This is a genomic window from Oryzihumus leptocrescens, assembly GCF_006716205.1.
GTDB classification, from domain to species: domain Bacteria; phylum Actinomycetota; class Actinomycetes; order Actinomycetales; family Dermatophilaceae; genus Oryzihumus; species Oryzihumus leptocrescens.
Genome location: NZ_VFOQ01000001.1, coordinates 645980 through 668759, shown reverse-complemented (window position 1 = coordinate 668759; position 22780 = coordinate 645980). Strand labels below are relative to the sequence as shown.

19 protein-coding genes are annotated in these 22780 nt (G+C 73.4%); 11 read left to right on the top strand and 8 right to left on the bottom strand.

Features of this window, described 5'->3' with window-relative positions:
* Window positions 1–288: 288 nt before the first annotated feature.
* A complete protein-coding gene (locus tag FB474_RS03245; protein ID WP_246092019.1) occupies window positions 289–1326 on the bottom strand; it encodes a S8 family serine peptidase in 1038 nt (345 codons plus the stop codon).
* A gap of 161 nt (window positions 1327–1487) precedes the next feature.
* Here FB474_RS03245 and FB474_RS03240 point away from each other — a divergent pair, with 161 nt between their 5' ends.
* From FB474_RS03240 to egtD, 7 genes are all read left to right on the top strand, one after another.
* Complete coding sequence (locus tag FB474_RS03240; RefSeq protein ID WP_246092018.1) at window positions 1488–3356, top strand: Na+/H+ antiporter; 1869 nt, start codon at window positions 1488–1490, stop codon at window positions 3354–3356.
* 46 nt (window positions 3357–3402) lie between these two features.
* Window positions 3403–4779: an MFS transporter gene (locus tag FB474_RS03235; protein WP_141787349.1), complete on the top strand. Its 1377-nt coding sequence runs from the start codon at window positions 3403–3405 to the stop codon at window positions 4777–4779.
* A gap of 9 nt (window positions 4780–4788) precedes the next feature.
* Window positions 4789–5460, top strand: coding sequence for a Maf family protein (locus FB474_RS03230; protein WP_141787348.1), 672 nt, complete (start codon window positions 4789–4791; stop codon window positions 5458–5460).
* 136 nt (window positions 5461–5596) lie between these two features.
* Window positions 5597–6853, top strand: coding sequence for an ergothioneine biosynthesis glutamate--cysteine ligase EgtA (egtA, locus tag FB474_RS03225; protein WP_221632419.1), 1257 nt, complete (start codon window positions 5597–5599; stop codon window positions 6851–6853).
* Window positions 6850–8187, top strand: coding sequence for an ergothioneine biosynthesis protein EgtB (gene egtB, locus FB474_RS03220; protein WP_141787347.1), 1338 nt, complete (start codon window positions 6850–6852; stop codon window positions 8185–8187). The genes egtA and egtB overlap by 4 nt, the downstream gene beginning before the upstream one ends.
* A gap of 3 nt (window positions 8188–8190) precedes the next feature.
* Window positions 8191–8952: an ergothioneine biosynthesis protein EgtC gene (gene egtC / locus FB474_RS03215; protein WP_141787346.1), complete on the top strand. Its 762-nt coding sequence runs from the start codon at window positions 8191–8193 to the stop codon at window positions 8950–8952.
* Window positions 8949–9914 (top strand): L-histidine N(alpha)-methyltransferase, encoded by a 966-nt coding sequence (gene egtD / locus FB474_RS03210; RefSeq protein WP_141787345.1) that lies wholly within the window; start codon window positions 8949–8951, stop codon window positions 9912–9914. Before egtC ends, egtD begins: the two co-directional genes overlap by 4 nt.
* A 4-nt stretch (window positions 9915–9918) precedes the next feature.
* Here egtD and efeB read toward each other — a convergent pair whose 3' ends face one another.
* From efeB to FB474_RS03190, 4 genes are all read right to left on the bottom strand, one after another.
* Window positions 9919–11166 carry an iron uptake transporter deferrochelatase/peroxidase subunit gene (efeB, locus tag FB474_RS03205; protein ID WP_141787344.1) on the bottom strand — a complete coding sequence of 416 codons (1248 nt, stop codon included), beginning with the start codon at window positions 11164–11166 and terminating at the stop codon, window positions 9919–9921.
* Window positions 11163–12284, bottom strand: a complete 1122-nt coding sequence (gene efeO, locus FB474_RS03200; RefSeq protein ID WP_141787343.1) for an iron uptake system protein EfeO — start codon at window positions 12282–12284, stop codon at window positions 11163–11165. Before efeO ends, efeB begins: the two co-directional genes overlap by 4 nt.
* Before the next feature lie 155 nt (window positions 12285–12439).
* A complete protein-coding gene (locus tag FB474_RS03195) occupies window positions 12440–14032 on the bottom strand; it encodes an acyl-CoA carboxylase subunit beta (protein WP_141787342.1) in 1593 nt (530 codons plus the stop codon).
* A 29-nt stretch (window positions 14033–14061) separates the two neighbouring features.
* Window positions 14062–15237, bottom strand: coding sequence for an acyl-CoA dehydrogenase family protein (locus FB474_RS03190; protein ID WP_141787341.1), 1176 nt, complete (start codon window positions 15235–15237; stop codon window positions 14062–14064).
* Window positions 15238–15322: 85 nt separating this feature from the next.
* Here FB474_RS03190 and FB474_RS03185 point away from each other — a divergent pair, with 85 nt between their 5' ends.
* Both FB474_RS03185 and FB474_RS03180 read left to right on the top strand, forming a co-directional pair.
* Window positions 15323–15712, top strand: a complete 390-nt coding sequence (locus tag FB474_RS03185; RefSeq protein ID WP_141787340.1) for a MerR family transcriptional regulator — start codon at window positions 15323–15325, stop codon at window positions 15710–15712.
* 118 nt (window positions 15713–15830) lie between these two features.
* Window positions 15831–17855 (top strand): acyltransferase family protein, encoded by a 2025-nt coding sequence (locus FB474_RS03180; RefSeq protein WP_141787339.1) that lies wholly within the window; start codon window positions 15831–15833, stop codon window positions 17853–17855.
* Between the two features lie 79 nt (window positions 17856–17934).
* Here FB474_RS03180 and FB474_RS03175 read toward each other — a convergent pair whose 3' ends face one another.
* Window positions 17935–18780 (bottom strand): aldo/keto reductase, encoded by an 846-nt coding sequence (locus FB474_RS03175; RefSeq protein WP_141787338.1) that lies wholly within the window; start codon window positions 18778–18780, stop codon window positions 17935–17937.
* A 57-nt stretch (window positions 18781–18837) separates the two neighbouring features.
* Between FB474_RS03175 and FB474_RS03170 the strand changes: the two genes are divergently transcribed.
* Complete coding sequence (locus FB474_RS03170) at window positions 18838–20607, top strand: acetyl/propionyl/methylcrotonyl-CoA carboxylase subunit alpha (RefSeq protein WP_141787337.1); 1770 nt, start codon at window positions 18838–18840, stop codon at window positions 20605–20607.
* Between the two features lie 54 nt (window positions 20608–20661).
* Here FB474_RS03170 and FB474_RS03165 read toward each other — a convergent pair whose 3' ends face one another.
* Window positions 20662–20868 (bottom strand): hypothetical protein, encoded by a 207-nt coding sequence (locus tag FB474_RS03165; protein ID WP_141787336.1) that lies wholly within the window; start codon window positions 20866–20868, stop codon window positions 20662–20664.
* Window positions 20869–20970: 102 nt separating this feature from the next.
* Here FB474_RS03165 and FB474_RS03160 point away from each other — a divergent pair, with 102 nt between their 5' ends.
* Window positions 20971–21192, top strand: coding sequence for a hypothetical protein (locus tag FB474_RS03160; RefSeq protein WP_141787335.1), 222 nt, complete (start codon window positions 20971–20973; stop codon window positions 21190–21192).
* A gap of 65 nt (window positions 21193–21257) precedes the next feature.
* Here FB474_RS03160 and FB474_RS03155 read toward each other — a convergent pair whose 3' ends face one another.
* Window positions 21258–22655: an NAD(P)H-quinone dehydrogenase gene (locus FB474_RS03155; protein WP_141787334.1), complete on the bottom strand. Its 1398-nt coding sequence runs from the start codon at window positions 22653–22655 to the stop codon at window positions 21258–21260.
* Window positions 22656–22780: the final 125 nt, after the last annotated feature.

Here is a 22780-nt window from a genome sequence, read left to right as displayed (position 1 = left end):
GGATCCGGGGCTACCGTTCGAGTTGTTGTCCGAGCTACCCGGCGCTTCGTGCGAACCGCCTCGCTGGCAACCCTTCAAACTTACTCGCTCTGCGCTCCCGGGTCAAACCGGGCGGCTGGCCTCCGGAAGGGAGTCCGGCCCGCCCGAGGTGTCCCTCGCGCTGAACGCAGGGAAAACATTAGCAGTGATCTGAGGGTGCTCAGACCACCCCCGGTCCCACCCATCGGAGCGCACAGGGCCGCCCCGGCCACTCGGCCCGGGCGGCCCTGTGCCGCAGGCGGATCGACGTCAGCTGTTGACCGCTGCCGCCGCATCGACCACGCCGTAGCCGTACAGCGGCGTGTAGGTCCCGCGCGTCGCGGTCCCCGGCGTCTGCGCCGTCGTCAGGATCGCGTTCTCCACCTGGTCGACGGTGCGCCCCTGGGCGAACAGCAGCGCCGCGACACCGGCCACGTGCGGCGTGGCCATGGAGGTGCCGGCATACGCGTCGTAGTCCTTCTGCCCGCACCCGGCAGAGCCGGTGCCGACCGGGACGGTGGACCAGATGTCCTCGTCGCACTGCCCCGGCAGGCCGAGCGCGGACAGGCCGGCGCCGCCCGGCGCCGACACCGACTTCAGGTCGAGCTTGTTCGGCAGCTCGGAGTACCAGCTGTGCAGGCCACGCTGGTCGGTCGCGCCCACGCAGATGGCGACGCTGTCGAACGCCGGGTCGTTGCACAGGGCGGTCGAGCTGTTGCCGGCCGCGGCCACCGTCAGGACGCCCTTGGAGCGTGCGTAGGCGATCGCGTCCTTCATGGCGGTGTCGAGGCCGGTGATGGAGAGCAGCTGCCCACCGGGCGTCGACCCGAGGCTCAGGTTGATGACGTTGGCGCCGTGGTCGGCCGCCCAGCGGATGCCGTCGGCGATGTCCTCGCTGGAGCCGGAGCCGTTCTCGAGCACCTTGACCGGCAGGATCTTGGCGTTGGGGGCGACGCCCACGACGCCGATGCCGTTGCCGCGGACGGCAGCGATCGTGCCGGCCACGTGGGTGCCGTGCTCGTCGCCGTTGTCGACGCCGTCCGGGCCGCGGAAGTCACCGTTGCCGCAGGGGCGGGTGTTCTGGCAGCCGGTGAACGTGGCGCCCTGGAGGACCTGGCCCTGCAGGTCGGGCTGGCTGAAGTCGATGCCGGTGTCGACGACGGCGACCACGGCCCCCGCGCCGGTGGACTTCGACCAGGCCTGCTCGGCGTGGATCTGCTGAAGCCCCCACAGCTTGCTGTAGAGCGGGTCGTTCGTGGCGGCCTGCGCCGTCGGCCCGCCGAGCACCGCTGCGCCCAGCACAACCACGCCCGCCACTCCAGAAGCCGTTTTCGATGTCCATCGCATCGTTGCCGTCATCCCTTCGTCTGCCGGGACAGCGGCGAGCCCCGGTCCGCCCTGCTCAACGGCGCCACGCCCGCCGAGGTCACGGCCCGTGGGCCAACCGGTCGGGTGCGAGGATTCAGGGCGTGCATGCAGCCACGGTCGCGCTCGCCCTCGTCGCGACGGTCACCCTTGTCGCAGGACTGGCCCGCCGCTACGACGTCTCGGCGCCCCTGGTCCTGACGCTGGTAGGCGTCGGCGCGTCATACCTGCCGTTCCTGCCGCAGGTGCACCTGAGTGCGGAGGTCGTGCTCGTCGGGCTGCTGCCCCCGCTGCTCTACGCGGCGGCGATCCGCAGCTCGCTGGTGGACTTCCGGGACAACCGGCGGGCGATCGGGTTCCTCTCGGTCGGGCTGGTCGTGTTCACGGCCCTCGGCGTCGGCCTGGTCACCTGGCTGCTGCTGCCGGTGCCGTTCGCCGCGGCGTTCGCGCTCGGGGCCGTCGTCGCCCCGCCGGACGCGGTGGCGGCCACGACGATCGCCCGGCGCATCGGGCTGCCGCGGCGGGTCGTCACCGTCCTGGAGGGCGAGTCGCTGGTCAACGACGCCACGGCCCTGGTCTGCCTGCGCACCGCCATCGCCGCCATCGCCGGCACGGTCAGCGTGGGCGGGGTCGCTGGGGAGTTCGCCCTCTCGGCGGTCGGCGGACTGGCCGTCGGCGTCGCGGTCGCCGCACTCGTCGGCCTCGTGCGCAAGCACGTCACCGACTCCGTGCTCGACACGTCGCTGTCGTTCATGACCCCCTTCGTCGCCTACCTGCCGGCGGAGGCCATCCACGCCTCCGGGGTGCTCGCCGTCGTCGTGGCCGGGCTGCTGCTGGGCCACAAGGCGCCGGTGCTGCAGAGCGCCTCCTCGCGGCTGAGCGAGCGGATCAACTGGACCACCATCCAGTTCCTGCTCGAGAACGTGGTCTTCCTCGTCATCGGGCTCCAGGTGCGCTGGGTGATCGACGACGTGCGCCACTCCCCGCTCGGCCTGGGCCAGATCGCCGGGGTGTGCCTGGCCGTGCTCGTCGCCGTGATCGTGCTGCGGCCGCTGTGGGTCTTCCCCGCGCGCTACCTGGCCATCCGTCCGGGGCCCGACCGCCTCGGCCGCTCGACGCCGTGGACCCACACGGCGATCGTGTCGTGGGCCGGGATGCGCGGCGTCGTGACCCTGGCCGCCGCGTTCGTGCTGCCGCAGGGGACCCCGCACCGGGAGGTGCTGGTGCTCGCCGCGCTGGTGGTCACCGGCGGCACCCTGATGATCCAGGGGTTCTCCCTGCCGTGGATGGCGCGCCGGCTCGGGGTGCACGGGCCGGACCCGCGCGAGGACGCGCTGCAGGAGGCCACGGTGCTGCAGACCGCGGTGAAGGCGGGGCTGGAGGAGCTCGACCGCGTCGCCGAGGAGACCGACGCCGACACCGTCGAGGTGCTCCGGGCACGGGCGGACTCCCGCACCAACATCGTCTGGGAGCGGCTCGGCAGCCCGGAATCCGACCGGGAGACGCCCAGCGAGACCTACCGCCGGCTGCGCCTCGCCATGCTCGCCGCCGAGCGCGAGGCGGTGCTGGAGATCCGGGACTCCGGGCGGGCCGACCACGAGGTGCTCGAGCACGTCATGGCCGCCCTCGACCTCGAGGAGTCCATGCTCGACCGGGTGGAGCGGCGCACCCAGGACCTGCGCGACGAGCCCCTGCTGCCGCCCGAGCCCGTCGGCGGCGCGTGCGAGCACCTCGCGGACTCCGGGATCCACGTCCAGCCCCAGACCCCCGCCGGCTGCCCCGACTGCGAGCGCGAGGGGCTGACCCCCGTGCACCTGCGGCTGTGCCTCACCTGTGGCAAGGTCGGCTGCTGCGACTCGTCCGTCGGCCGGCACGCCGAACGGCACTTCACCGAGACCGGGCACCCGGTGGTGCGCAGCTTCGAGCCGGGCGAGGCGTGGAGATGGTGCTACGTGGACGACCTCGTGGGCTGAGCCGCTCGGCCGGCGTCGCGGGGCCAGGGGCAGGGAGGACGGCCGGATGACCACCGCGACGACGCACGAGGCCGAGCTGGGGTCGGCGACCCGCAAGGTCGCCCGCCGGCTCACGCCGTACCTCGCGCTGCTCTACTTCGTGAACTACCTGGACCGCACCAACATCGCCTTCGCCGGCCCCAACGGCATGAACGCCGAGCTGGGCCTGAGCGCCACGGCCTTCGGCTTCGCCTCCGGGGTGTTCTTCATCGGCTACCTGCTGCTCGAGGTGCCCTCGAACATGGCGCTGCACCGCTTCGGCGCGCGGCGCTGGATCGCCCGGATCATGCTGACCTGGGGCCTGGTCGCCGGGGCGATCGCGTTCGTGCCCAACGGCAGCGCGCTGGTGGCGCTGCGCTTCCTGCTGGGCGTCGCCGAGGCCGGCTTCTTCCCCGGGATCATCCTCTACCTGACCTACTGGTTCCCCCAGCGCGACCGGGCCCGGGTCACGGCCCTGTTCATGGCAGCGGTGCCGCTGTCCTCCGCCCTCGGCGCGCCGCTGTCCTCGCTGCTCATCGAGCACGGCGACGGCCTGTTCGGGCTCAGCGGCTGGCGGTTCATGTTCCTGCTCGAGGGCGTGCCCGCGGTCCTGCTCGGGGTCGTCACGTGGTGGTTCCTGACCGACCGGCCGCGCGATGCCGCCTGGCTCCAGCAGGGTGAGCGCGAGGCCCTGGCCACGGTGATGGACGCCGAGGACGCGGACAAGCAGCGCGAGTACCACGTCGGGCTGCGCGGCTCGCTGACCAGCGGCCGGGTCTGGGCGCTGGCGTTCGTCTACTTCGGCGTGGTCTACGGCCTGTACGCCCTCGGCTTCTTCCTGCCCACGATCATCAAGGGCTTCGAGACCCAGTTCGGCACGAGCTACTCGATCCTCGAGCGCGGGCTGATCAACTCGGTGCCCTACGTCGTGGGCGCCGTCGCCATGGTGCTGTGGGCCCGTCACGGCGACCGCACCCGCGAGCGCGTCTGGCACGTGGCGCTGCCGGCCTTCGTCGGCGGGGCGGCGATCCCCGTCGCGCTCTACCTGGGCAGCCCGCTCGCGGCCATGGTCGCCGTGACCGTCTGCGCGACCGGCGTGATGTGCGCGCTGCCCACCTTCTGGGCGCTGCCGACCACCTTCCTCACCGGGGCCGCGGCGGCCGGAGGTATCGCGCTGGTCAACTCCGTGGGCAACACCGCCGGGTTCGTCGCGCCCTACGTGACGGGGTGGCTGGCCGACCTGACCGGCAGCCAGAAGACCGGGCTCTGGGTGGTCGGTGCCGCCATGGTCCTCGCCGCGGCGGTGGCCGTGGCCCTCCGGGCCGCACCGGCCTCCCAGGCCCCGGCCGGTCAGGCCCCGGCCGGCACGCCGGCTGCGACCGGGACCGGTGCCGGCGCCCGGTAGCCTCCGGGCATGCCTGAGTCCCCGCTGTCGTTCGTCCTCGGATCCTCCTCCCCCGCCCGGCTGACCACCCTGCGCCGGGCCGGGATCGACCCGTTCGTGCTGGTCAGCGACGTGGACGAGGACGCCGTGGTCGCGCAGGCCCTGCAGGCCTACGGCGAGCTGGCCCCCGACGACCTGGCGCTGCTGCTGGCCCGGGCGAAGTGCGAGGCGGTGTCCTCGGCGCTGCTGGCCGGCGACGGCATCGAGGACGCGCCGGAGTCCGCACTGGTCCTGGGCTGCGACTCGGTGCTCGAGCTCGACGGGCAGATGCACGGCAAGCCTGCCGACGCCGCCGAGGCGGTCGAGCGCTGGAGGCAGATGCGGGGCCGCTCCGGGGTGCTGCACACCGGCCACTGGCTCATCGACGACCGGGCCGATGACGCGGGCGGCACCGGCGCGACCCTGGGCGCGGTCGCCTCGACGACCGTCCACTTCGCCAAGCTGACCGACGAGGAGATCGACGCCTACGTCGCCACCGGGGAGCCCCTGCGCGTGGCCGGAGCGTTCACCCTCGACGGCCTGGGCGGGCCGTTCGTCACCGGGATCGAGGGAGACCCCTCCAACGTCATCGGCCTGAGCCTGCCGCTGCTGCGCGAGCTGCTCGCCGAAGTCGGCGTCGCCTGGGCGCAGGTCACCTCCTGAGCAACGCGACGGCCGAGCGCCCGCAGCGCCCCGGTTGACGGGTCACCGCCACGTCGTCGAGCCGTCAGACGGAGTACGCCTATTGCGGTTGTCGCTGTCAGGGGCGGCAGTTAGGTTCGTGCCGATGGTGATGCCGATGGAGATGCCGGGGGGCTCGGTGGCGGCCGGGGACGACGAGGTCCACGGGGCGCCGGTCCTGTCGCGCGACCAGGCCGAGGGCTACGTCGCCATGGTCTGCTTCAAGCACGGACCTCCCCGGCTGCAGGGTGTCGAGCTCGAGTGGACCCTCCACCACGAGGACGACCCGGCCCGTGCCGTCGAGCTGACCGACCTGGCACGGGCCCTTGGCCCTCACGCGCCGACCACCGTCGACCCGCACAGCCCCCACCTGCCCCTGCCGGCCGGCTCCCTGGTCACCGTCGAACCCGGCGGCCAGGTCGAGATCTCCTCCGCGCCGACCCCCTCCCTCGCCTTCCTCCTCGAGGCCGCCGCCGCCGACGCCGCCGCCCTCGGCGAGCTGCTCGCCCCGCACGGCCTGCGCCGCGGCGAGCACGGTCTCGACCCGCACCGCACGCCCCGCCGCATCCTGCGCACGCCGCGCTACGACGCGATGGAGGACTTCTTCGCCGCGATCGGCCCGCACGGCTCGCGGATGATGTGCAGCACGGCCAGCCTGCAGGTCTGCGTCGACCTCGGCGAGGGCGCCGAGGCGGTGCACCGGTGGGACGCCGTGCACGCGCTCGGCCCGACCATGACCGCCCTCTTCGGCAACTCCGCGGTGATGGCCGGCAGCGACACCGGCTGGGTCTCGGCCCGGTTGCGCTCCACCCTTGCGACCGCGCCGCCGGCCACGTTCGCCCCGGCGCGCACCGCGGACCCGGTGGCGCAGTACGCCCGGATGGCCCTGGAGGCCCCGCTGCTGTGCGTGCGCCGCGAGCAGGGGCCGTGGACCGCTCCCGCCGGCGTGCGCTTCGCGGACTGGGTGGCTGGCCCCTCCCCGGTCGGCCGGCCGCCCACGACCCGGGACCTCGACTACCACCTGTCCACGCTCTTCCCGCCGGTGCGGCCGCACGGCTACCTCGAGGTGCGCTACCTCGACGCCCAGGCCGGGCACGGCTGGGTGACGCCGGTGGCCCTCCTGACCGCACTGCTGTCCCGGCCCGAGACGGTCGGGCGCGCGCTGGAGGTGACCGAGGAGACCGCCGACCGGTGGCTGAGCGCCGCCCGCCTCGGAGTGGCCGACCCGGGGCTGGCCCGCTCCGCGACGGCGGTGGTCGAGCTGGGGGTGTCCGCCCTGGACGGGCAGGACCTGCCCCGCGCCGTGGCCGACGAGGTCACCCGGCAGCTGCAGGAACGGATCGACGACGCGACGAGCCGGAGGTGCTCGGCATGACCACGACCCCCGACCTGACCACGATGGAGCAGGAGAAGCTGCGCGCGCACGTGGCCGAGGTGCTCACCCGCGCCCGGTCCCGCAGCACCGCGCTCACCGACGCGGTCGACGACCACGACCTGACCCGGCAGCACTCCCGGCTGATGTCGCCCCTGGTCTGGGACCTGGCGCACATCGGCAACCAGGAGGAGCTCTGGCTGGTCCGCGACGTCGGCGGCCGGGACCCGGTGCGCCAGGACATCGACGAGCTCTACGACGCGTTCAAGCACGCCCGGGTCGACCGCCCGGCGCTGCCGCTGCTCGGCCCGGCCGAGGCGCGCGGCTACGTCACCGAGGTCCGCGACAAGGTGCTCGACGTGCTCGACCACGCCGTCCTCGAGGGCCGGCCGCTGGTCGAGGGCGCGTTCGCCTTCGGCATGATCGCCCAGCACGAGCAGCAGCACGACGAGACGATGCTGGCCACCCACCAGCTGCGGGCCGGCGCCCCGGTGCTCGACGCACCGCCCCCGCCCCGCGGGCGCTGGGTGCCGGCCGCCGAGGTCCTCGTGCCCGCAGGCCCGTTCACCATGGGCACCTCCACCGAGCCCTGGGCCCTGGACAACGAGCGCCCGGCCCACCAGGTGCACGTCGACGCCTTCGTCATCGACACGACGCCGGTGACCTGCGGCGACTACCTCGCGTTCGTCGAGGCGCGCGGCTACCACGACCCGCAGTGGTGGTCCCCGACCGGCTGGGCGCACCGGCAGCAGGCCGGCATCACCGCGCCACGCTTCTGGGAGCGCGAGGACGGCCGCTGGGTGCGCACCCGGTTCGGCGTGCGCGAGCCCCTGCCGCTGGACGAGCCGGTGGTGCACGTCAGCTTCCACGAGGCCGAGGCGTATGCCGCGTGGGCCGGCAAGCGCCTGCCCACCGAGGCGGAGTGGGAGAAGGCGGCCCGGTTCGACCCCGCCTCCGGCCGCTCCCGCCGCTACCCGTGGGGCGATGAGGACCCGACGGCCGAGCACGCCAACCTCGGCCAGCGCCACCTTCGTCCCGCACCCGTCGGTGCCTACCCCGCGGGCGCCTCGCCGCTGGGCGTCGAGCAGCTGATCGGCGACGTGTGGGAGTGGACCAGCAGCGACTTCGCCGGCTACCCCGGGTTTGCGGTGTTCCCCTACCCCGAGTACTCCCAGGTGTTCTTCGCGCCGAAGTTCAAGGTGCTGCGGGGCGGCTCGTTCGGCACCGACCCGGTCGCCTGCCGCGGCACGTTCCGCAACTGGGACTACCCGATCCGGCGCCAGATCTTCTCCGGCTTCCGGTGCGCCCGCGACCCCCGTCCCGAGGAGCTCGGCTAGCTCATGTGCCGGCACCTGGCCTACGTCGGCCCCGAGGTGGCGCTCGCCGACGTGCTGCTCGACCCGCCGCACTCGCTGCTGCGCCAGTCCTGGGCGCCGCTGGACATGCGCCAGGGCGGGACGATCAACGCCGACGGCTTCGGCGTGGGCTGGTACCCCTCCCCCGGTGGTGACGGCGCGCGATACCGGCGGGCCTGCCCCATGTGGGCGGACGGGTCGCTGCGCGACCTGGCCACCACCATCCGCTCCACCGCCGTCCTGGCCGCGGTGCGCAGCGCGACGGTCGGCATGCCGGTGCAGGAGAGCGCGTGCGCGCCGTTCGGTGAGGGCCGCTGGCTGTTCAGCCACAACGGGGTGGTGCGGGGCTGGCCGGACTCGGTGGCCGAACAGGCTGCGGGGCTGCCCGCGACCGACCTGATGACCCTGGACGCCCCCACCGACGCCGCCCTGCTGTGGGCGCTCGTCCGGCACCGGCTGCGTGCGGGCAAACACCCCCTGGAGGCCCTCGGCGGCGTGGTCGCCGAGGTGGCCGCGGCGGCGCCGGGCTCCCGGCTGAACCTGCTGCTCACCGACGGCGAGGCGGTCACCGCGACGACGTGGTGGCACTCGCTGTGGGTGCGCCGCGGCGACGACGGGCTCGCGGTGAGCTCCGAGCCGTGGGACCCCGAGGACCCGTCGTGGGAGGCGGTGCCCGACCGGCACGTGCTCCACGCGACGCGCACGACGTTCGAGATGCATCCGATCGATGACAAGGGACGGCCATGACCCAGGTGGACACCTACCTCACCGCCGACGACGCCGCCACGGCGTTGCGCTCCGACGCCGAGCGCGGTCTGACCAGCACGCCGAAGTGGCTGCCGCCGAAGTGGTTCTACGACGCGCGGGGCAGCGAGCTGTTCGAGGACATCACGCGCCTGCCGGAGTACTACCCCACCCGGGCCGAGCGCGAGATCCTGGGCGCGCGGGCCGCCGGGATCGCCGCGCACACGGGCGCGCAGACGCTGGTCGAGCTGGGCTCGGGCTCCTCGGAGAAGACCCGCCTGCTGCTGGATGCGTTGCGGGACAACGGTTCGCTGCGCACGTTCGTGCCGCTGGACGTCTCCGGCACGGCCCTGCGCGAGGCGGTCGAGGCGATCGACGCCGACTACCCGGGACTGACCATCCACGGGGTCGTGGGCGACTTCACCGAGCACCTGAGCCGGCTGCCGGGCGAGCAGCCGCGCCTGGTCGCCTTCCTCGGCGGCACCATCGGCAACCTGTTGCCGGCCGAGCGCGCCGGGTTCCTGCACAGCGTGCGCGACGTGCTCCAGCCCGGTGAGTGGTTGCTCCTCGGCACCGACCTGGTCAAGGACGAGGGGACCCTCGTCGCGGCGTACGACGACGCGGCCGGGGTGACCGCGGAGTTCAACCGCAACGTGCTGCGGGTGCTCAACCGCGAGCTGGGCGCCGACTTCGACGTCGAGGCGTTCACGCACCGGGCGGTGTGGGACGCCGAGAACGAGTGGATCGAGATGCGCCTCGTCGCCACCCGAGCCATGCACGTCCGGGTGCCCGGGATCGGCCTCGAGGTCGACTTCGCCGAGGGCGAGCAGATGCGCACCGAGATCTCCGCGAAGTTCCGCCGGGACAAGGTCGCCACCGAGCTCGAGGCGGCCGGCTTCGTGCTGGACCAGTGGTGGACCGACGAGGCCGGGCGGTTCGCGCTGTCACTGGCCCGCGCGGTCTGAGCCGTCAGGCCTCGAACAGGGTCTGGCCGACCCACCCGCCGGGTCGCACGCCCGGCGGGACGGCCCACAACCCGGACCCGGTGTGCTGGAGGTACTCCATCATCGCGTCGTTGCGCGAGAGCCGGTTCTGCATCGGGACGTACTGCGTGCGCGGGTCACGGCAGAACGCGATGAAGAACAGCCCGGCGTCGAGGTGGCCGAACCCGTCGGAGCCGTCGACGAAGGAGTAGCCGCGGCGCAGGATCCGGTGCCCGTCGTTGGTGCTCGGGTGGGCCAGCGCCACGTGGGAGTCCCGGGGCAGCATGACGGGCCTCACCTCGTCGCGCTCGTGCACCCCGCCCAGCGGTGCGCCGTTGCCCTTGTGCCGGCCGGTGACCTGCTCCTGCTCGTCCAGCGAGGTGCGGTCCCAGGTCTCGATGTGCATGCGGATCCGGCGCGCCACCAGGTAGCTGCCGCCGGCCATCCAGGCGGCCCCGTCAGAGGCGTCGGCCCACACGTGCCGGCGCAGCGCGTCGGCGTCGTCACCGGCGATGTTGTTGGTGCCGTCCTTGAACCCGAACAGGTTGCGCGGGGTCTGGGCCTGCGGCGTGGTGGAGGAGGTCTTGCCGAAGCCGAGCTGGCTCCAGCGGACCGCGACCGTGCCGAAGCCGATGCGCGCCAGGTTGCGCACCGCGTGGACGGCGACCTGCGGGTCGTCCGAGCACGCCTGGACCACGATGTCGCCGCCGCTGCGGGCCGGGTCGAGCGCGTCCTGGGGGAAGTGCGGCAGGTCGACCAGGGCCGCGGGGCGCTTGCCCCGCAGGCTGAAGCGGTCCCTGCCGTCCTCCTCGAAGAACGTCGGGCCGAAGCCGATGGTGACGGTCAGCCGGCTGGCGGGCAGGCCGAGCGCCTCGCCGGTGTCCTCCGGCGGCGCCTGCTTCACGGCCGGGATGGCCCCGCCCGCGACGGCCTCCCGCCCCTGGGTCATCCGGGCGGCGGCGGCCGTCCACGCCTTGAGCAGCGCGATGACCTCGTCGCGGCTGTCGGTGGTGACGTCGAAGGCGGCCATGTGCAGCCGGTCCTGCACCGCCGAGGCGATGCCGGCCTGGTGCTCGCCGTGGAAGGCGACCGGGGTGCCCTCGGCGGCCGCCGGCTCGCCGTGCCCGGCGCGGAACACCGAGGCACCGCTGGACTCGGCCAGGACGATGCCTGCGGCCCCGGCCGCCGTGGCCGCGCCGATGCCCAGGGCCTGGCGGCGGCTGAGCCGGCTCACGCCACGGCCGCGGCGAGCTGGGACAGCGGCTCGGCGAGGCCGTCGACGGCCCGCGAGAGCTCCGAGCGCTGGGCCTGGGTGACCGTGTCGTACGAGACGTAGCCGGCGCCCCTGCGGTACTTCGCCAGCAGTTCCTCGACCGCGGCGAACCGCTGGTCGAGCGAGGTGGCCAGCTCGAGCTTGCGTTGCACGACGACCGGCTTGAGCAGCGTCCACGCCTGCTTCGCCCCGGCCACGTTGGCGGCGAAGTCGACCAGGTCGGTGTGGCTGAACGCCTCCTCCTCGCCGGTGACCTTGCCGGTGGCGACCTCGTCGAGCAGCTCCTTGGCGCCGTTGGCCATCGAGGTCGGGGTGATCCCGGCCCGGTGGATCCGGGCGACGAGGTCGCTGAGGTCGGTCACGAGCTGGGTCGCCACGGGGGTCAGCCCGGCGGTGCTGCCCTTCGTCCACAGCTGCTTCTCGATGACGTGCCAGCCGGTCCACGTCTGCCCGGCTTCGAGGTCCGCCTCGCGCAGGTCGACCTTGGGGTCGACGTCGCCGAACGCCTCGGCCACCGGCTCCATCGACTCCCAGCCCACGCGGCTGGTCCAGTAGAGCTCCCTGGCCTTCGCGACGTCGCCGGCGGCGATGGCCGCCCTCAGCGCGCGGGCCTGCGCAAGGGAGGCACCCGCCTGCTGCGCGACATACGCGCGGTATGCCGGGACGGCGGCTGCCAGCCGCCCGTCCCGGGCCGAGCCACCCGCCTGCGCGGCGGTGACGGTCAGGGCCCCGGCGACCGTGGTGCCGTTCTTGCCGGGCAGGCACTGCAGGGTGTGGGCGCCCTCGGTCAGCTCGACGGTCATGTCCTCGGAGGCGCCGGGCTCGATGCTCTCGCGCTCGGCGACCTTGGTGCCGTCCGCGCGCAGGATGTAGAGCTCGGTGACCTTGTCACCGCTGTTGTGGATGCGGACCACCCGGGCGCCGGCGGGCACGCTGTCGACGTCAGCGGTGCAGGCGCGGGCCGAGGAGGTCACCACGACGGCCGGTGTGGCCGACCCGGTCTCGTCGGCGGAGGGCCGGTCGGAGCCGGTGCCGCACGCGGCGACGGCAAGGGCAGGCAGGACGACAGCAACGCACACGCGGGGAATCACAAAGGTAAGCCTTACCTAACCTCGCACGGCGGTCAAATCCCACGGGTCAGCCCCGTCGAGCTGGACGTTGCTGCCCCTTCAGGGGCGCCGAAGGGGCAGCAACGTCCAGCTCGGCGAGTGAGCGCGGGGGTAAGGGCAGCCGGTCAGACCGGCGGGACCCCGCGCCGGCGCTGGCTGAAGGCACGGTCGCGGCGGGCGGCGTAGCGCAGCCGGTGCAGCAGCTCCTGGCGCAGCGCGTCGGCCTCGATGATGCCGTCGAGGACGAGGTCGGCGGCGAGGCGCTCGAGGTCGACGTCCTCTTCGTACTCCCGGCGCTTGTTCTGCACGAACTGCTCGCGCTCGGCGAGGTCCTCGATCTCGTTGATCTTGTTGGCATAGACGGCGTTGACCGCCGCCTCCGGGCCCATCACGGCGATGCGGGCGGTCGGGAGGGCCAGCGTGGCGTCGGGGCCGAACCCGGGCCCGGCCATGGCGTAGAGCCCCGCGCCGTAGGCCTTGCGGACGATGACCGAGAACTGCGGCACGGTGGCCTCGGAGACCGCGGTGATCATCTTGGCGCCGTGGCGGATGATGCCGCCGCGCTCGACCTCGGAGCCGATCATGAAGCCGGGCACGTCGGCGAGGTAGACCAGCGGGATGTTGAAGGCGTCGCACAGCCAGATGAAGCGCGCGGCCTTGTCGGCGCTGTCGGAGAACAGCACGCCACCCTTGACCGCCGAGTTGTTGGCGACGATGCCGACCGTCTCGCCGGCCATCCGGCCGAAGCCGGTGACCAGCTCGGCGGCGAAGAGCGGCTTGACCTCGAAGAAGGAGTCCTCGTCGACCAGGCCGTCGATGACCTCGTGGATGTCGAAGGGCTGGCTCTCCTTCTCGGGCACCGTGCTGCGGGTCAGCGGCCGCGACGGCTCCTCCGGCACGTAGGACGGGGCCTCGCTGCGCCAGGAGGAGGGCAGGTAGGAGAAGTACAGCTTGGCCAGCTCGATGGCGTCGGTGTCGTCGGAGGCCAGGAGGTCACCGCAGCCGGAGACGGTGCAGTGCATCCGCGCCCCGCCCATCTCCTCCAGGGAGACCTTCTCGCCGACCACCATCTCGGCCATGCGGGGGCTGCCGAGGTACATCGAGGCGTTGCCGTCGACCATGATCACGATGTCGGTGAACGCCGGGATGTAGGCACCACCGGCGGCCGAGGGCCCGAACAGGCAGCAGATCTGCGGCACCTTGCCCGACAACGCGACCTGGTTGTGGAAGATGCGCCCGGCGCCGCGGCGGCCGGGGAACAGCTCGACCTGGTCGGTGATCCGCGCACCGGCGGAGTCGACGAACCAGAAGATCGGCAGCTCCTCGCGCAGCGCCATCTCGGTGGCGCGCACGATCTTCTCCACGGTGCGCGCGCCCCACGAGCCGGCCTTGACCGTCGGGTCGTTGGCCACGACGATCGCCGGCCGGCCGTCGACGGTGCCCCGACCGGTGACCACGCCGTCGGCGGGCAGGCCGGAGGCCATGGCGTTGGCGTAGCGCCCGTCCTCGACGAACGAGCCCTCGTCGAACAGCAGCGCGATCCGCTCACGGACGTAGAGCTTGTTCTGCGAGGCCAGCTTGGCTGCGGCCTTCTCCGGCGGCAGCGCCGAGGCGTCGTAGGCCGCCGACAGGCGCGAGCGCACGTTCGCCACCCGCGGGTCTCCCCCGTCCGTGGGACCGGCGAAGGGGCGCTTGGGCTGGGAGCTCAGGCTCGTCATACCGACATCTTCCTTCAACGACAAGGGGATCAGGAGGTGGGCAGGCCGAGCCCGCGGGCGATGACCATGCGCTGGACCTCACTGGTGCCCTCGCCGATCTCCAGGATCTTGGCGTCGCGGTAGAAGCGGGCGACCGGGAACTCCTCCATGAAGCCGTTGCCGCCGAAGACCTGCGTGGCGATGCGCGTGGCGGAGACCGCGGCCTCGGTGGAGTAGAGCTTGGCGATCGCGGCGGCCTGCTTGACCTCGGCGACCGAGCGGCGGCCATGGTGCAGCTCGTCCTTGAGCCAGGCGGCCTTGTAGGTCAGCGTGCGGGCGGCCTCGACCATGACGGCGAGGTCGGCGACCTGGAACGAGACGCCCTGGTTGACGCCGATCGGGCGGCCGAACGCCATGCGGGTCTTCGAGTAGGACGTCGCGGTCTCCAGGCAGGCCTGGGCCAGGCCGACGGCGAGCGCGGAGATGGCGATGCGGCCGTCGTCGAGGGTCTTGAGGAACTGCTTGAAGCCGGAGCCCTGCTCGCCGAGCAGGTTGCCGGCCGGGACGCGGCACCCGTCGAAGGACAGGCCGTGGGTGTCGGAGGCGTGCCAGCCGAGCTTGTCGTAGGCCGGCTCGACGGTGAAGCCGGGCGTGCCCGAGGGCACCATGATCGCGCTGATCTGCGCCGAGCCGTCGGGGTTCTCCCCGGTGCGGGCGGTGACCGTGACGACCGACGTGATGTCGGTGCCGGAGTTGGTGATGAACGCCTTGGCGCCGCTGATGACCCACTCCTCGCCGTCGAGGCGGGCCCTGGTGCGGGTGGCGCCGGCGTCCGAGCCGGCCTCGGGCTCGGTCAGGCCGAACGCCGCGAGCGCGCGCCCGGCGACCAGGTCGGGCAGCCAGCGCTCCTTCTGCTCCTGCGAGCCGTAGGTCAGGATCGGGTTGATGCCCAGCCCGACCCCGGCGGACAGGGTGATGCCGATTGACTGGTCGACGCGGCCGAGCTCCTCGATCGCCACGCACAGCGAGGTGAAGTCGGCGTCGGCGCCGCCGAACTCCTCCGGCGCGACGAGGCCGAACAGGCCCAGCTCGCCCATCTTGGGCACGAGCTCGCTGGGGAAGTAGTGGTCGCGGTCCCACTGCGCGATGTGCGGGGCCACCTCGGCCTCGGCGAACTCGCGCACGACGGCGCGGAAGTCCTCATGGTCCTTGCTGAGCTCGAACATCGCAGGTGGTGCCCTTCGGTCGCGCCGGCAGGGGTGGCCCGGCGGCTGCTTGACGTTGACGTCAACGTAAAGCACGATCAGGCGCATGACAAGGCCCGCGTCCCCCACCTGGTCGATCGCGCAGGTCGCCGAGGAGTTCGGCGTCACCCACCGCACGGTGCGCCACTACGAGGAGCTCGGCCTGATCTCCCCCGAGCGCCGCGGCACGCAGCGCGTCTACCACCGGCGCGACCGCACCCGGCTCAACCTCATCCTGCGCGGCAAGCGACTCGGCTTCCCCCTGGAAGAGATCCGCAAGATCGTCGACATGTATGACGAGCAGCCCGGCGAGGCCGGCCAGCTCACCTACCTGCTCGACCAGATCGGCGACCGGCGCCTGGAGCTCGAGCGCCGCCGCAAGGACATCGAGGACTCCCTGACCGAGCTCGACGACCTCGAGCGGCGCTGCCGCGAGGACCTGCGCCGGCTGGGGTGAGTTCGGCCACGCTCCCCGCCTGAGGGGGTGTCCGGCGCGGGCCGGGACGGGGCACCATCGGGAACTGGTCGCCTCGGGGGGTGGCGGCTCGTCCCGCCCCCGCACGCGAGGAGCCCGCATGAGCACCCGTCGCCCAGCGCTGGACGGGGTGCGCGCGCTCGCGGTCCTCGCCGTGGTCGTCTACCACCTCGGAGGCGGTGCCGGGTCGGCCCTGCCGGGCGGGTTCCTCGGCGTCGACGCCTTCTTCGTCCTCTCCGGCTACCTCATCACCTCCCTGCTGCTCGCCGAGCACCAGCGCACCGACCGGGTCGACCTCGCGGCCTTCTGGGTGCGCCGCGTGCGTCGCCTCTTCCCGGCCCTGGCCGTGGTGCTGCTGGCCTGCGCCGGGTGGGTCTGGTGGCACGGTCCCGTCGAGCAGTGGTCCGCCCGCCGGGGCGACCTGCTCGCCACGCTGGCCTACGTGGCCAACTGGCACTTCGCCGGCAGCGGCGAGGACTACTTCGCCGCATACACCGGGGCCTCGCCCCTGCGGCACACCTGGTCCCTGGCCGTGGAGGAGCAGTTCTATCTGGTCTGGCCGGCGCTGGTCTGGGCCGTGCTGTCCCTGGCGCTGCGCCGGCGCGCGCGGCGCGGCGTGCCCGCGCCCAGGCCCGACGCGGTCCGGCAGCGGGAGCTGATCCTGGGTGCGGTGGCGCTCGCCGCGCTGGTCGCCTCGAGCCTGGCCATGGCGCTGGAGCACGCCCTGCTGTCCCCCGCGCGCGCCTACTACGGCACCGAGGGCCGCGTGCAGGAGCTCGCCGTCGGGGTGCTGCTCGCCGTGGCGGTCCGCCGCTGGCGCGTATGCCCGGGCGGGCAAGGTCGTGCGGCGGCCGTGGCCGGCGCCGGCCTGGCCGCGCTGCTCGCCGGCTTCGCCCTGCTGCCGGACTCCTCCACGCTGTACTACCGCGGCGGGGCGCTGCTGGTGTGCCTCGCCGTCGCGGCCGTGATCGCCGGGGTCGAGCTCGCGCCCGGCTCGCGGCTGGCCACGGCCCTGTCCTGGCGCCCGCTGGTCGCGGTCGGGACCCTGTCCTACGGCATCTACCTCTGGCACTGGCCGGTCGTGGTGGCGCTGCCCGTGGACGGCCCGCCCGACACGGCCTGGTGGGCCCGGCAGGCCTTGCGCGTGGCGCTCACCGCGGCCCTCGCCGTGGCGTCCTGGCGCCTGGTCGAGCGCCCCGTCCAGCAGGGCCGTATGCCGTGGGCACGCCGGTCCGCCACCCGGGTCACCGCGCTCGCGGCGCTCACCTCCGCGCTCGTCGCCGGGGTGGCGGTCACCGCCACCGCCCTGCCGGCGCCGCTGGGCCGCCAGCTGGCCCAGCGCAGCGACTCCCCCTGCCCCGCCGAGGCCTCGGACCCGCTGGCCTCCTGCGTCAAGGTGGACGGCGGCTCGCGCTCGGTCGTGCTCTTCGGCGACTCCACCGCGCGAGCCCTGGACCCGGGGCTGCAGCCCTGGGCCCGCCAGCACGACGCCCGCTACGTCCAGGCCGCCTGGGTGCGCTGCACCCCCACCGGGCTGCTCGTGGTCCCCGACGGCTCGCCCGGCCCGGACGCCTCGGCGCAGGCCTGCCACGAGCGCGCCCGGCAGCAGCAGCTCGCGGTGCTCGACGCCGAGCGCGCCGCCGGGCGCCACCCCCTGGTCCTGGTGGCCGAGTACTGGTCCCACCATCAGGGGCTGGTCGTCGGCGGCCAGCGCATCGACCCCGGCACCGCGGCCCACGACGCGACCCTGCGCGCGGCATACCGGCGGCTGGTGCGGGAGGTGGCCGCGCGCGGCGGCCGGGTGGCCTTCGTGACGCTGCCGCCGCCCGGACCCTCGCTCGGGACCGTCATCGCGCCGGACCGGCCGGCCGGGTCGGCCGAGCCGCTGGCGCTGGGCGGGGAGTTCGTGGACGGCTACAACCGGGTGCTGCGGCAGGTGGCCGCCGGCAGCCACGGCCGGGCCGTGGTCGTGGACGTGGACGACCTCGTCTGCCCCGGCGGGCAGTGCCAGGCCCTGCAGGACGGCACCGTCGTGCGCTCGGACGGGGTCCACTGGACGGTGCCGTACGCCGAGCGGCTCGCGCCGGTGGTGCTGGCGCGGGCGGACGCGGCGCTCGCCGGCTGAGGACCCACAGCTGAGTCCCGGCTGAGGACGCAGGAGGGGGACCGCGCCGGGCGCGGTCCCCCTTCTGGCGTCCGGGTGCTCAGGCTCCGACGTTGAACTCGTCGGGGTCGGGGCCGATGCGCCCGGCCCGGTCCAGCCCGGCGATCGCGGCCAGGTCCTCGGCGTCGAGGTCGAATCCGAAGACGTCGAAGTTCTCGCTGATCCGCGACGGGGTCACCGACTTGGGGATGACGACGTTGCCGACCTGCAGGTGCCAGCGCAGGATCACCTGGGCGGGCGTGCGGGCGTGCTTGCGCGCGATACCGGTGATGGTGTCGTCCTTGAGGAGGTCGCCGCCCTGGGCGAGCGGGCTCCAGGCCTCGGTGACGATGCCGTGCCGGGCGTGGAAGGCGCGCAGCTCGGCCTGCTGGAGCCGCGGGTGCAGCTCGACCTGGTTGATCGCGGGCGCCTCGCCGGTCTCGTCGATGAGCCGCTGCAGGTGGGCCGGCTGGAAGTTGCACACGCCCGCCGCGCGGATGCGGCCGTCGGCGCGCAGCTGCAGCAGCGCCTTCCACGTGTCGACGTAGGCGTCCTTGGCCGGGGTCGGCCAGTGGATGAGGTAGAGGTCGACGTAGTCCTGCCCGAGCCGCTTGGCCGAGGCCTCGAACGCGCGCAGCGTCGAGTCGTAGCCCTGGTCGTCGTTCCAGACCTTCGTGGTCAGGAAGATCTCGTCCCGGGAGACGTCGGTCGAGGCCAGGGCCCGGCCCACGCCGTCCTCGTTCTCGTAGATGCGGGCGGTGTCGATGCTGCGGTAGCCGACCTCGAGCGCGGTCGTCACGGCGGTGGTCGCCTCGTCGTCGGAGACCTGCCAGACGCCGAAGCCGAGCTGGGGGATGTCGATGGTGCTGTTACCGGCGGTCAGGGTCACGTTCGGTACAGAAGTCATGTGTCGACCCTAACTCCCCTCCCGACGGCCCTCGCGGGAGGCGCTAGGCTCCCGCGCATGGCGCCCATCAGCAAAGTCTTGATCGCAAACCGCGGCGAGATCGCCGTCCGCATCGCGCGCGCGTGCAAGGACAGCGGCATCGGATCTGTTGCGGTCTATGCCGATCCCGACCGCGACGCACTGCACGTCAAGGTGGCCGACGAGGCCTACGCCCTCGGCGGGTCCACGCCGGGTGACTCCTACCTGGTGCAGGAGAAGCTGCTCGACGTCGCCCGCAAGGCCGGTGCCGACGCGGTCCACCCCGGCTACGGCTTCCTCAGCGAGAACGCCTCGTTCGCCCAGGCCGTCATCGACGCAGGGCTCACCTGGATCGGGCCGCCCCCGGAGGCCATCGACGCCCTCGGCGACAAGGTCAAGGCCCGACACATCGCCGCCCGCGCCAACGCCCCGCTGGTGCCCGGCACCCCGGACCCGGTCGAGGGGGCCGACGAGGTCGTCGCCTTCGCCAAGGAGCACGGCCTGCCGGTCGCGATCAAGGCGGCGTATGGCGGTGGCGGCCGCGGCCTGAAGGTCGCCCGCACGCTGGAGGAGATCCCCGAGCTGTTCGAGTCGGCCACCCGCGAGGCCGTCGCCGCGTTCGGCCGCGGCGAGTGCTTCGTCGAGCGCTACCTCGACAAGCCGCGCCACGTCGAGACCCAGTGCCTGGCCGACACCCACGGCAACGTCGTGGTCGTCTCCACCCGCGACTGCTCGCTGCAGCGGCGCCACCAGAAGCTCGTCGAGGAGGCCCCCGCGCCGTTCCTGTCGCACGAGCAGAACGCCGAGCTGATCCGGGCGTCCAAGGCGATCCTGCGCGAGGCGGGCTACCACGGGGCCGGCACCTGCGAGTTCCTCGTCGGCCAGGACGGCACGATCTCCTTCCTCGAGGTCAACACCCGCCTCCAGGTCGAGCACCCGGTCACCGAGGAGGTCACCGGCATCGACCTGGTCCGCCAGATGTTCCGGATCGCGAACGGCGAGGCGCTGGACTTCACCGACCCCGAGCCGGTGGGCCACTCCTTCGAGTTCCGCATCAACGGTGAGGACGCCGGCCGCGGGTTCCTGCCCGCGCCGGGCGTCGTGGCCGAGTTCCGGGCCCCGTCGGGCCCGGGCGTGCGCCTGGACTCCGGCGTCGAGGCCGGCGACGTCATCGGCGGCGCATTCGACTCGATGCTCGCCAAGCTCATCGTGACCGGCAGCAGCCGGCAGGAGGCGCTGCAGCGCTCCCGCCGGGCGCTCGCCGAGTTCGTCGTCGACGGCATGCCGACGGTGCTGCCGTTCCACCGCGTCGTCGTCGAGGACGAGGCGTTCGCCCCGGCCGACCCGCAGCAGCCGTTCGCGGTGCACACCCGCTGGATCGAGACCGAGTTCGACAACCAGATCCCGCCGTATGCCGGCCCTGCTGCCGAGGCCCCCGAGCAGGACGGCGAGCGTCAGCAGATCGTCGTCGAGGTCGGCGGCAAGCGGCTCGAGGTGGTCCTGCCCGGCGGGCTGGCGCTCGGCGGCGGCGGCGCGGCGAAGAAGAAGGCACCCAAGCGCTCCGGCGGCAGCAAGGGTGGCGCCGCCGCCTCCGGTGACAGCCTGACCGCCCCGATGCAGGGCACCATCGTCAAGATCGCCGTGGAGGAGGGCCAGACCGTCGCCGAGGGCGAGCTGGTGGTCGTGCTCGAGGCGATGAAGATGGAGCAGCCGATCAACGCCCACAAGGCCGGGACGATCACCGGCATCGTGGCCTCGGTCGGCGACACGGTCACGAACGGCGCGGTCATCGCCGAGATCAAGGACTGACCCGCAGCAGGCACACGCGAAGGCCCCGACCACGTGGTCGGGGCCTTCGTCGTCTCACTCCGGCGTCGGCACGCCCCAGCCGGGGCGGTGCGGGTCGGCGTCCGGGTCGGCCGGGGTCGGCTGCTGCGGTGGCTCCTGCCCCGGCAGCGGCTCGGGCTCAGGGACCGGCACGGGGCGCTCCGGCGGCGAGGGCGGCTCCGGCTCGATCGGCGGCTCGGACCCCGTGGGCCGCTGCGGAGGGATGCCGTCTGGCTGGCTCATGCGCTCGCCTCCCGTGCTGGCCGGCAACAGTTCGGACACTACCCGGCCCCGGACCCGGTGACCCCCTCGGCACGGCGTCGGCCGCTGCCTAGACTGCCGGACATGCTGCCCCACCTTGCGACCGCCGGCCACGCCACGACGACGGGTTTCAGCGTCACGAACCTGATCATCCTGGTCGTCGTGCTCGCGGTGACGGTGCCCGTGGTCAACCGCTTGCGCCGGGCGACCTCGGAGCGCCGGCGTGCCCGCTGGGCCGAGGAGGAGCGTCAGGCGCAGCAGTCCCAGCACCCGCAGCAGCCCCAGAAGCCCCAGCACGACGCCTGAGGCCCGTCGCCCCTGAGCCGGCCGAGCCCGGGAGGGTGGGGCACGGCATACCGCTGGTGACGGCGTCAGTCGATGGTGTGCAGGCGGCGGGCCGCCTCGGCGATCGAGCCCGACATCGACGGGTAGACCGTGAACGTGCCCGCCAGCTGGTCGACGGTGAGCCGGTGCTGCACGGCCAGGGTGACCGGGTAGATCAGCTCCGAGGCCCGCGGCGCCACCACGACGCCGCCGACCACGGTGCCGATGCCCTTGCGGGCGAAGAGCTTGACGAACCCGTCGTGCACGTTCTGCATCTTGGCCCGCGGGTTCGTCGCCAGCGGCAGCATCACCGTGTGGGCGTCGACCTTGCCCTCGTCGATGTCCTTCTGGGAGTAGCCGACCGTGGCGATCTCGGGGTCGGTGAAGATGTTGGCGCTGACCCCGCGCAGGTTGAGCGGGGCCACGGCGTCGCCGAGCGCGTGAGCCATGGCGATCCGGCCCTGCATCGCCGCGACCGAGGCCAGCGGCAGCACCCCGGTGCAGTCACCGGCGGCGTAGATGCCCCTGGCCGACGTCCGTGAGACCCGGTCGACCTGGACGTGGCCCGAGGCGGTCAGCTCGACCCCGGCCTCCTCCAGCCCCAGGCCGGCGGTCTGCGGCACCGAGCCGACCGCGAGCAGGCAGTGGCTGCCCTCGACCTTGCGCCCGTCCTCCAGGGTCACGACGACCCCGTCGCCGGTCCGCTCGACCGAGGCCATCCGGGAGCGGTTGAGCACGGTCATGCCGCGGCGGCGGAAGACGTTCTCGATCACCTCGGCGGCGTCGGCGTCCTCGCCGGGCAGCACCCGGTCGCGGGAGGACACCAGCGTGACGTCGCTGCCCAGGCCCAGGTAGGCATGGGCCAGCTCGGCGCCGGTCACGCCGGAGCCGACGACCACGAGGCGCTCGGGCAGCTCCTTCAGGGCGTAGATCTGCTGCCAGGTCAGGATCCGCTCGCCGTCGGGGCGGGCCGTGTCCATCACCCGGGGGGTGGCACCGGTGGCGACCAGGACCACCTCGGCGTCGACGTCCTCGGTGCCGGACTCCGCCTCGATGCGCACCCGGCCGGGGGCGAGCACGCGACCGACACCACGGCATACGCGCACCCCCTCGGTGAGGAGGCGCTGCTCGATGTCGTGGGACTGCGCGGCCGCGAGCGCGAGGATGCGCGCGTTCACCCGCGACGCGTCGGCGGTGGCCTCCTCGCCGGCGTGCGCGGCCTCGAAGCCGACCCCGAGCTCGGTGGCCGCCTCGAACCGCTGCATGAAGTCGCCGACCGAGATCAGGGTCTTGGACGGGACGCAGTCGGTCAGCACCGCGGCGCCACCGAGTCCGTCACGGTCCACGACGGTGACCGACGCCCCCAGGTGGGCGGCCACCAGGGCCGCCTCGTAGCCGCCGGGACCCCCACCGAGCACGACAACAGACGTCTTCCGTTCAGTCACGCCCGCTATCCAACCATCCGGGTCCTGCACTCCGGACTGTGGCCAGATCGACGCCGACACGACATGATCCGTTTACCCGCTGTGGTCAGTGTTCGGTGCAGTCCCCCACGGTGCGGGGGCTCCCC

What these genes read in the sequence shown, in the direction of transcription:
- FB474_RS03235 (WP_141787349.1), top strand. Translation starts at nt 3,403, where the DNA reads ATGACCACCGCGACGACGCACGAGGCCGAGCTGGGGTCGGCGACCCGC.
- FB474_RS03230 (WP_141787348.1), top strand. Translation starts at nt 4,789, where the DNA reads ATGCCTGAGTCCCCGCTGTCGTTCGTCCTCGGATCCTCCTCCCCCGCC.
- egtA (WP_221632419.1), top strand. Translation starts at nt 5,597, where the DNA reads ATGGAGATGCCGGGGGGCTCGGTGGCGGCCGGGGACGACGAGGTCCAC.
- egtB (WP_141787347.1), top strand. Translation starts at nt 6,850, where the DNA reads ATGACCACGACCCCCGACCTGACCACGATGGAGCAGGAGAAGCTGCGC.
- egtC (WP_141787346.1), top strand. Translation starts at nt 8,191, where the DNA reads ATGTGCCGGCACCTGGCCTACGTCGGCCCCGAGGTGGCGCTCGCCGAC.
- egtD (WP_141787345.1), top strand. Translation starts at nt 8,949, where the DNA reads ATGACCCAGGTGGACACCTACCTCACCGCCGACGACGCCGCCACGGCG.
- FB474_RS03195 (WP_141787342.1), bottom strand. Translation starts at nt 14,032, where the DNA reads ATGACGAGCCTGAGCTCCCAGCCCAAGCGCCCCTTCGCCGGTCCCACG.
- FB474_RS03190 (WP_141787341.1), bottom strand. Translation starts at nt 15,237, where the DNA reads ATGTTCGAGCTCAGCAAGGACCATGAGGACTTCCGCGCCGTCGTGCGC.
- FB474_RS03185 (WP_141787340.1), top strand. Translation starts at nt 15,323, where the DNA reads ATGACAAGGCCCGCGTCCCCCACCTGGTCGATCGCGCAGGTCGCCGAG.
- FB474_RS03180 (WP_141787339.1), top strand. Translation starts at nt 15,831, where the DNA reads ATGAGCACCCGTCGCCCAGCGCTGGACGGGGTGCGCGCGCTCGCGGTC.
- FB474_RS03175 (WP_141787338.1), bottom strand. Translation starts at nt 18,780, where the DNA reads ATGACTTCTGTACCGAACGTGACCCTGACCGCCGGTAACAGCACCATC.
- FB474_RS03170 (WP_141787337.1), top strand. Translation starts at nt 18,838, where the DNA reads ATGGCGCCCATCAGCAAAGTCTTGATCGCAAACCGCGGCGAGATCGCC.
- FB474_RS03165 (WP_141787336.1), bottom strand. Translation starts at nt 20,868, where the DNA reads ATGAGCCAGCCAGACGGCATCCCTCCGCAGCGGCCCACGGGGTCCGAG.
- FB474_RS03160 (WP_141787335.1), top strand. Translation starts at nt 20,971, where the DNA reads ATGCTGCCCCACCTTGCGACCGCCGGCCACGCCACGACGACGGGTTTC.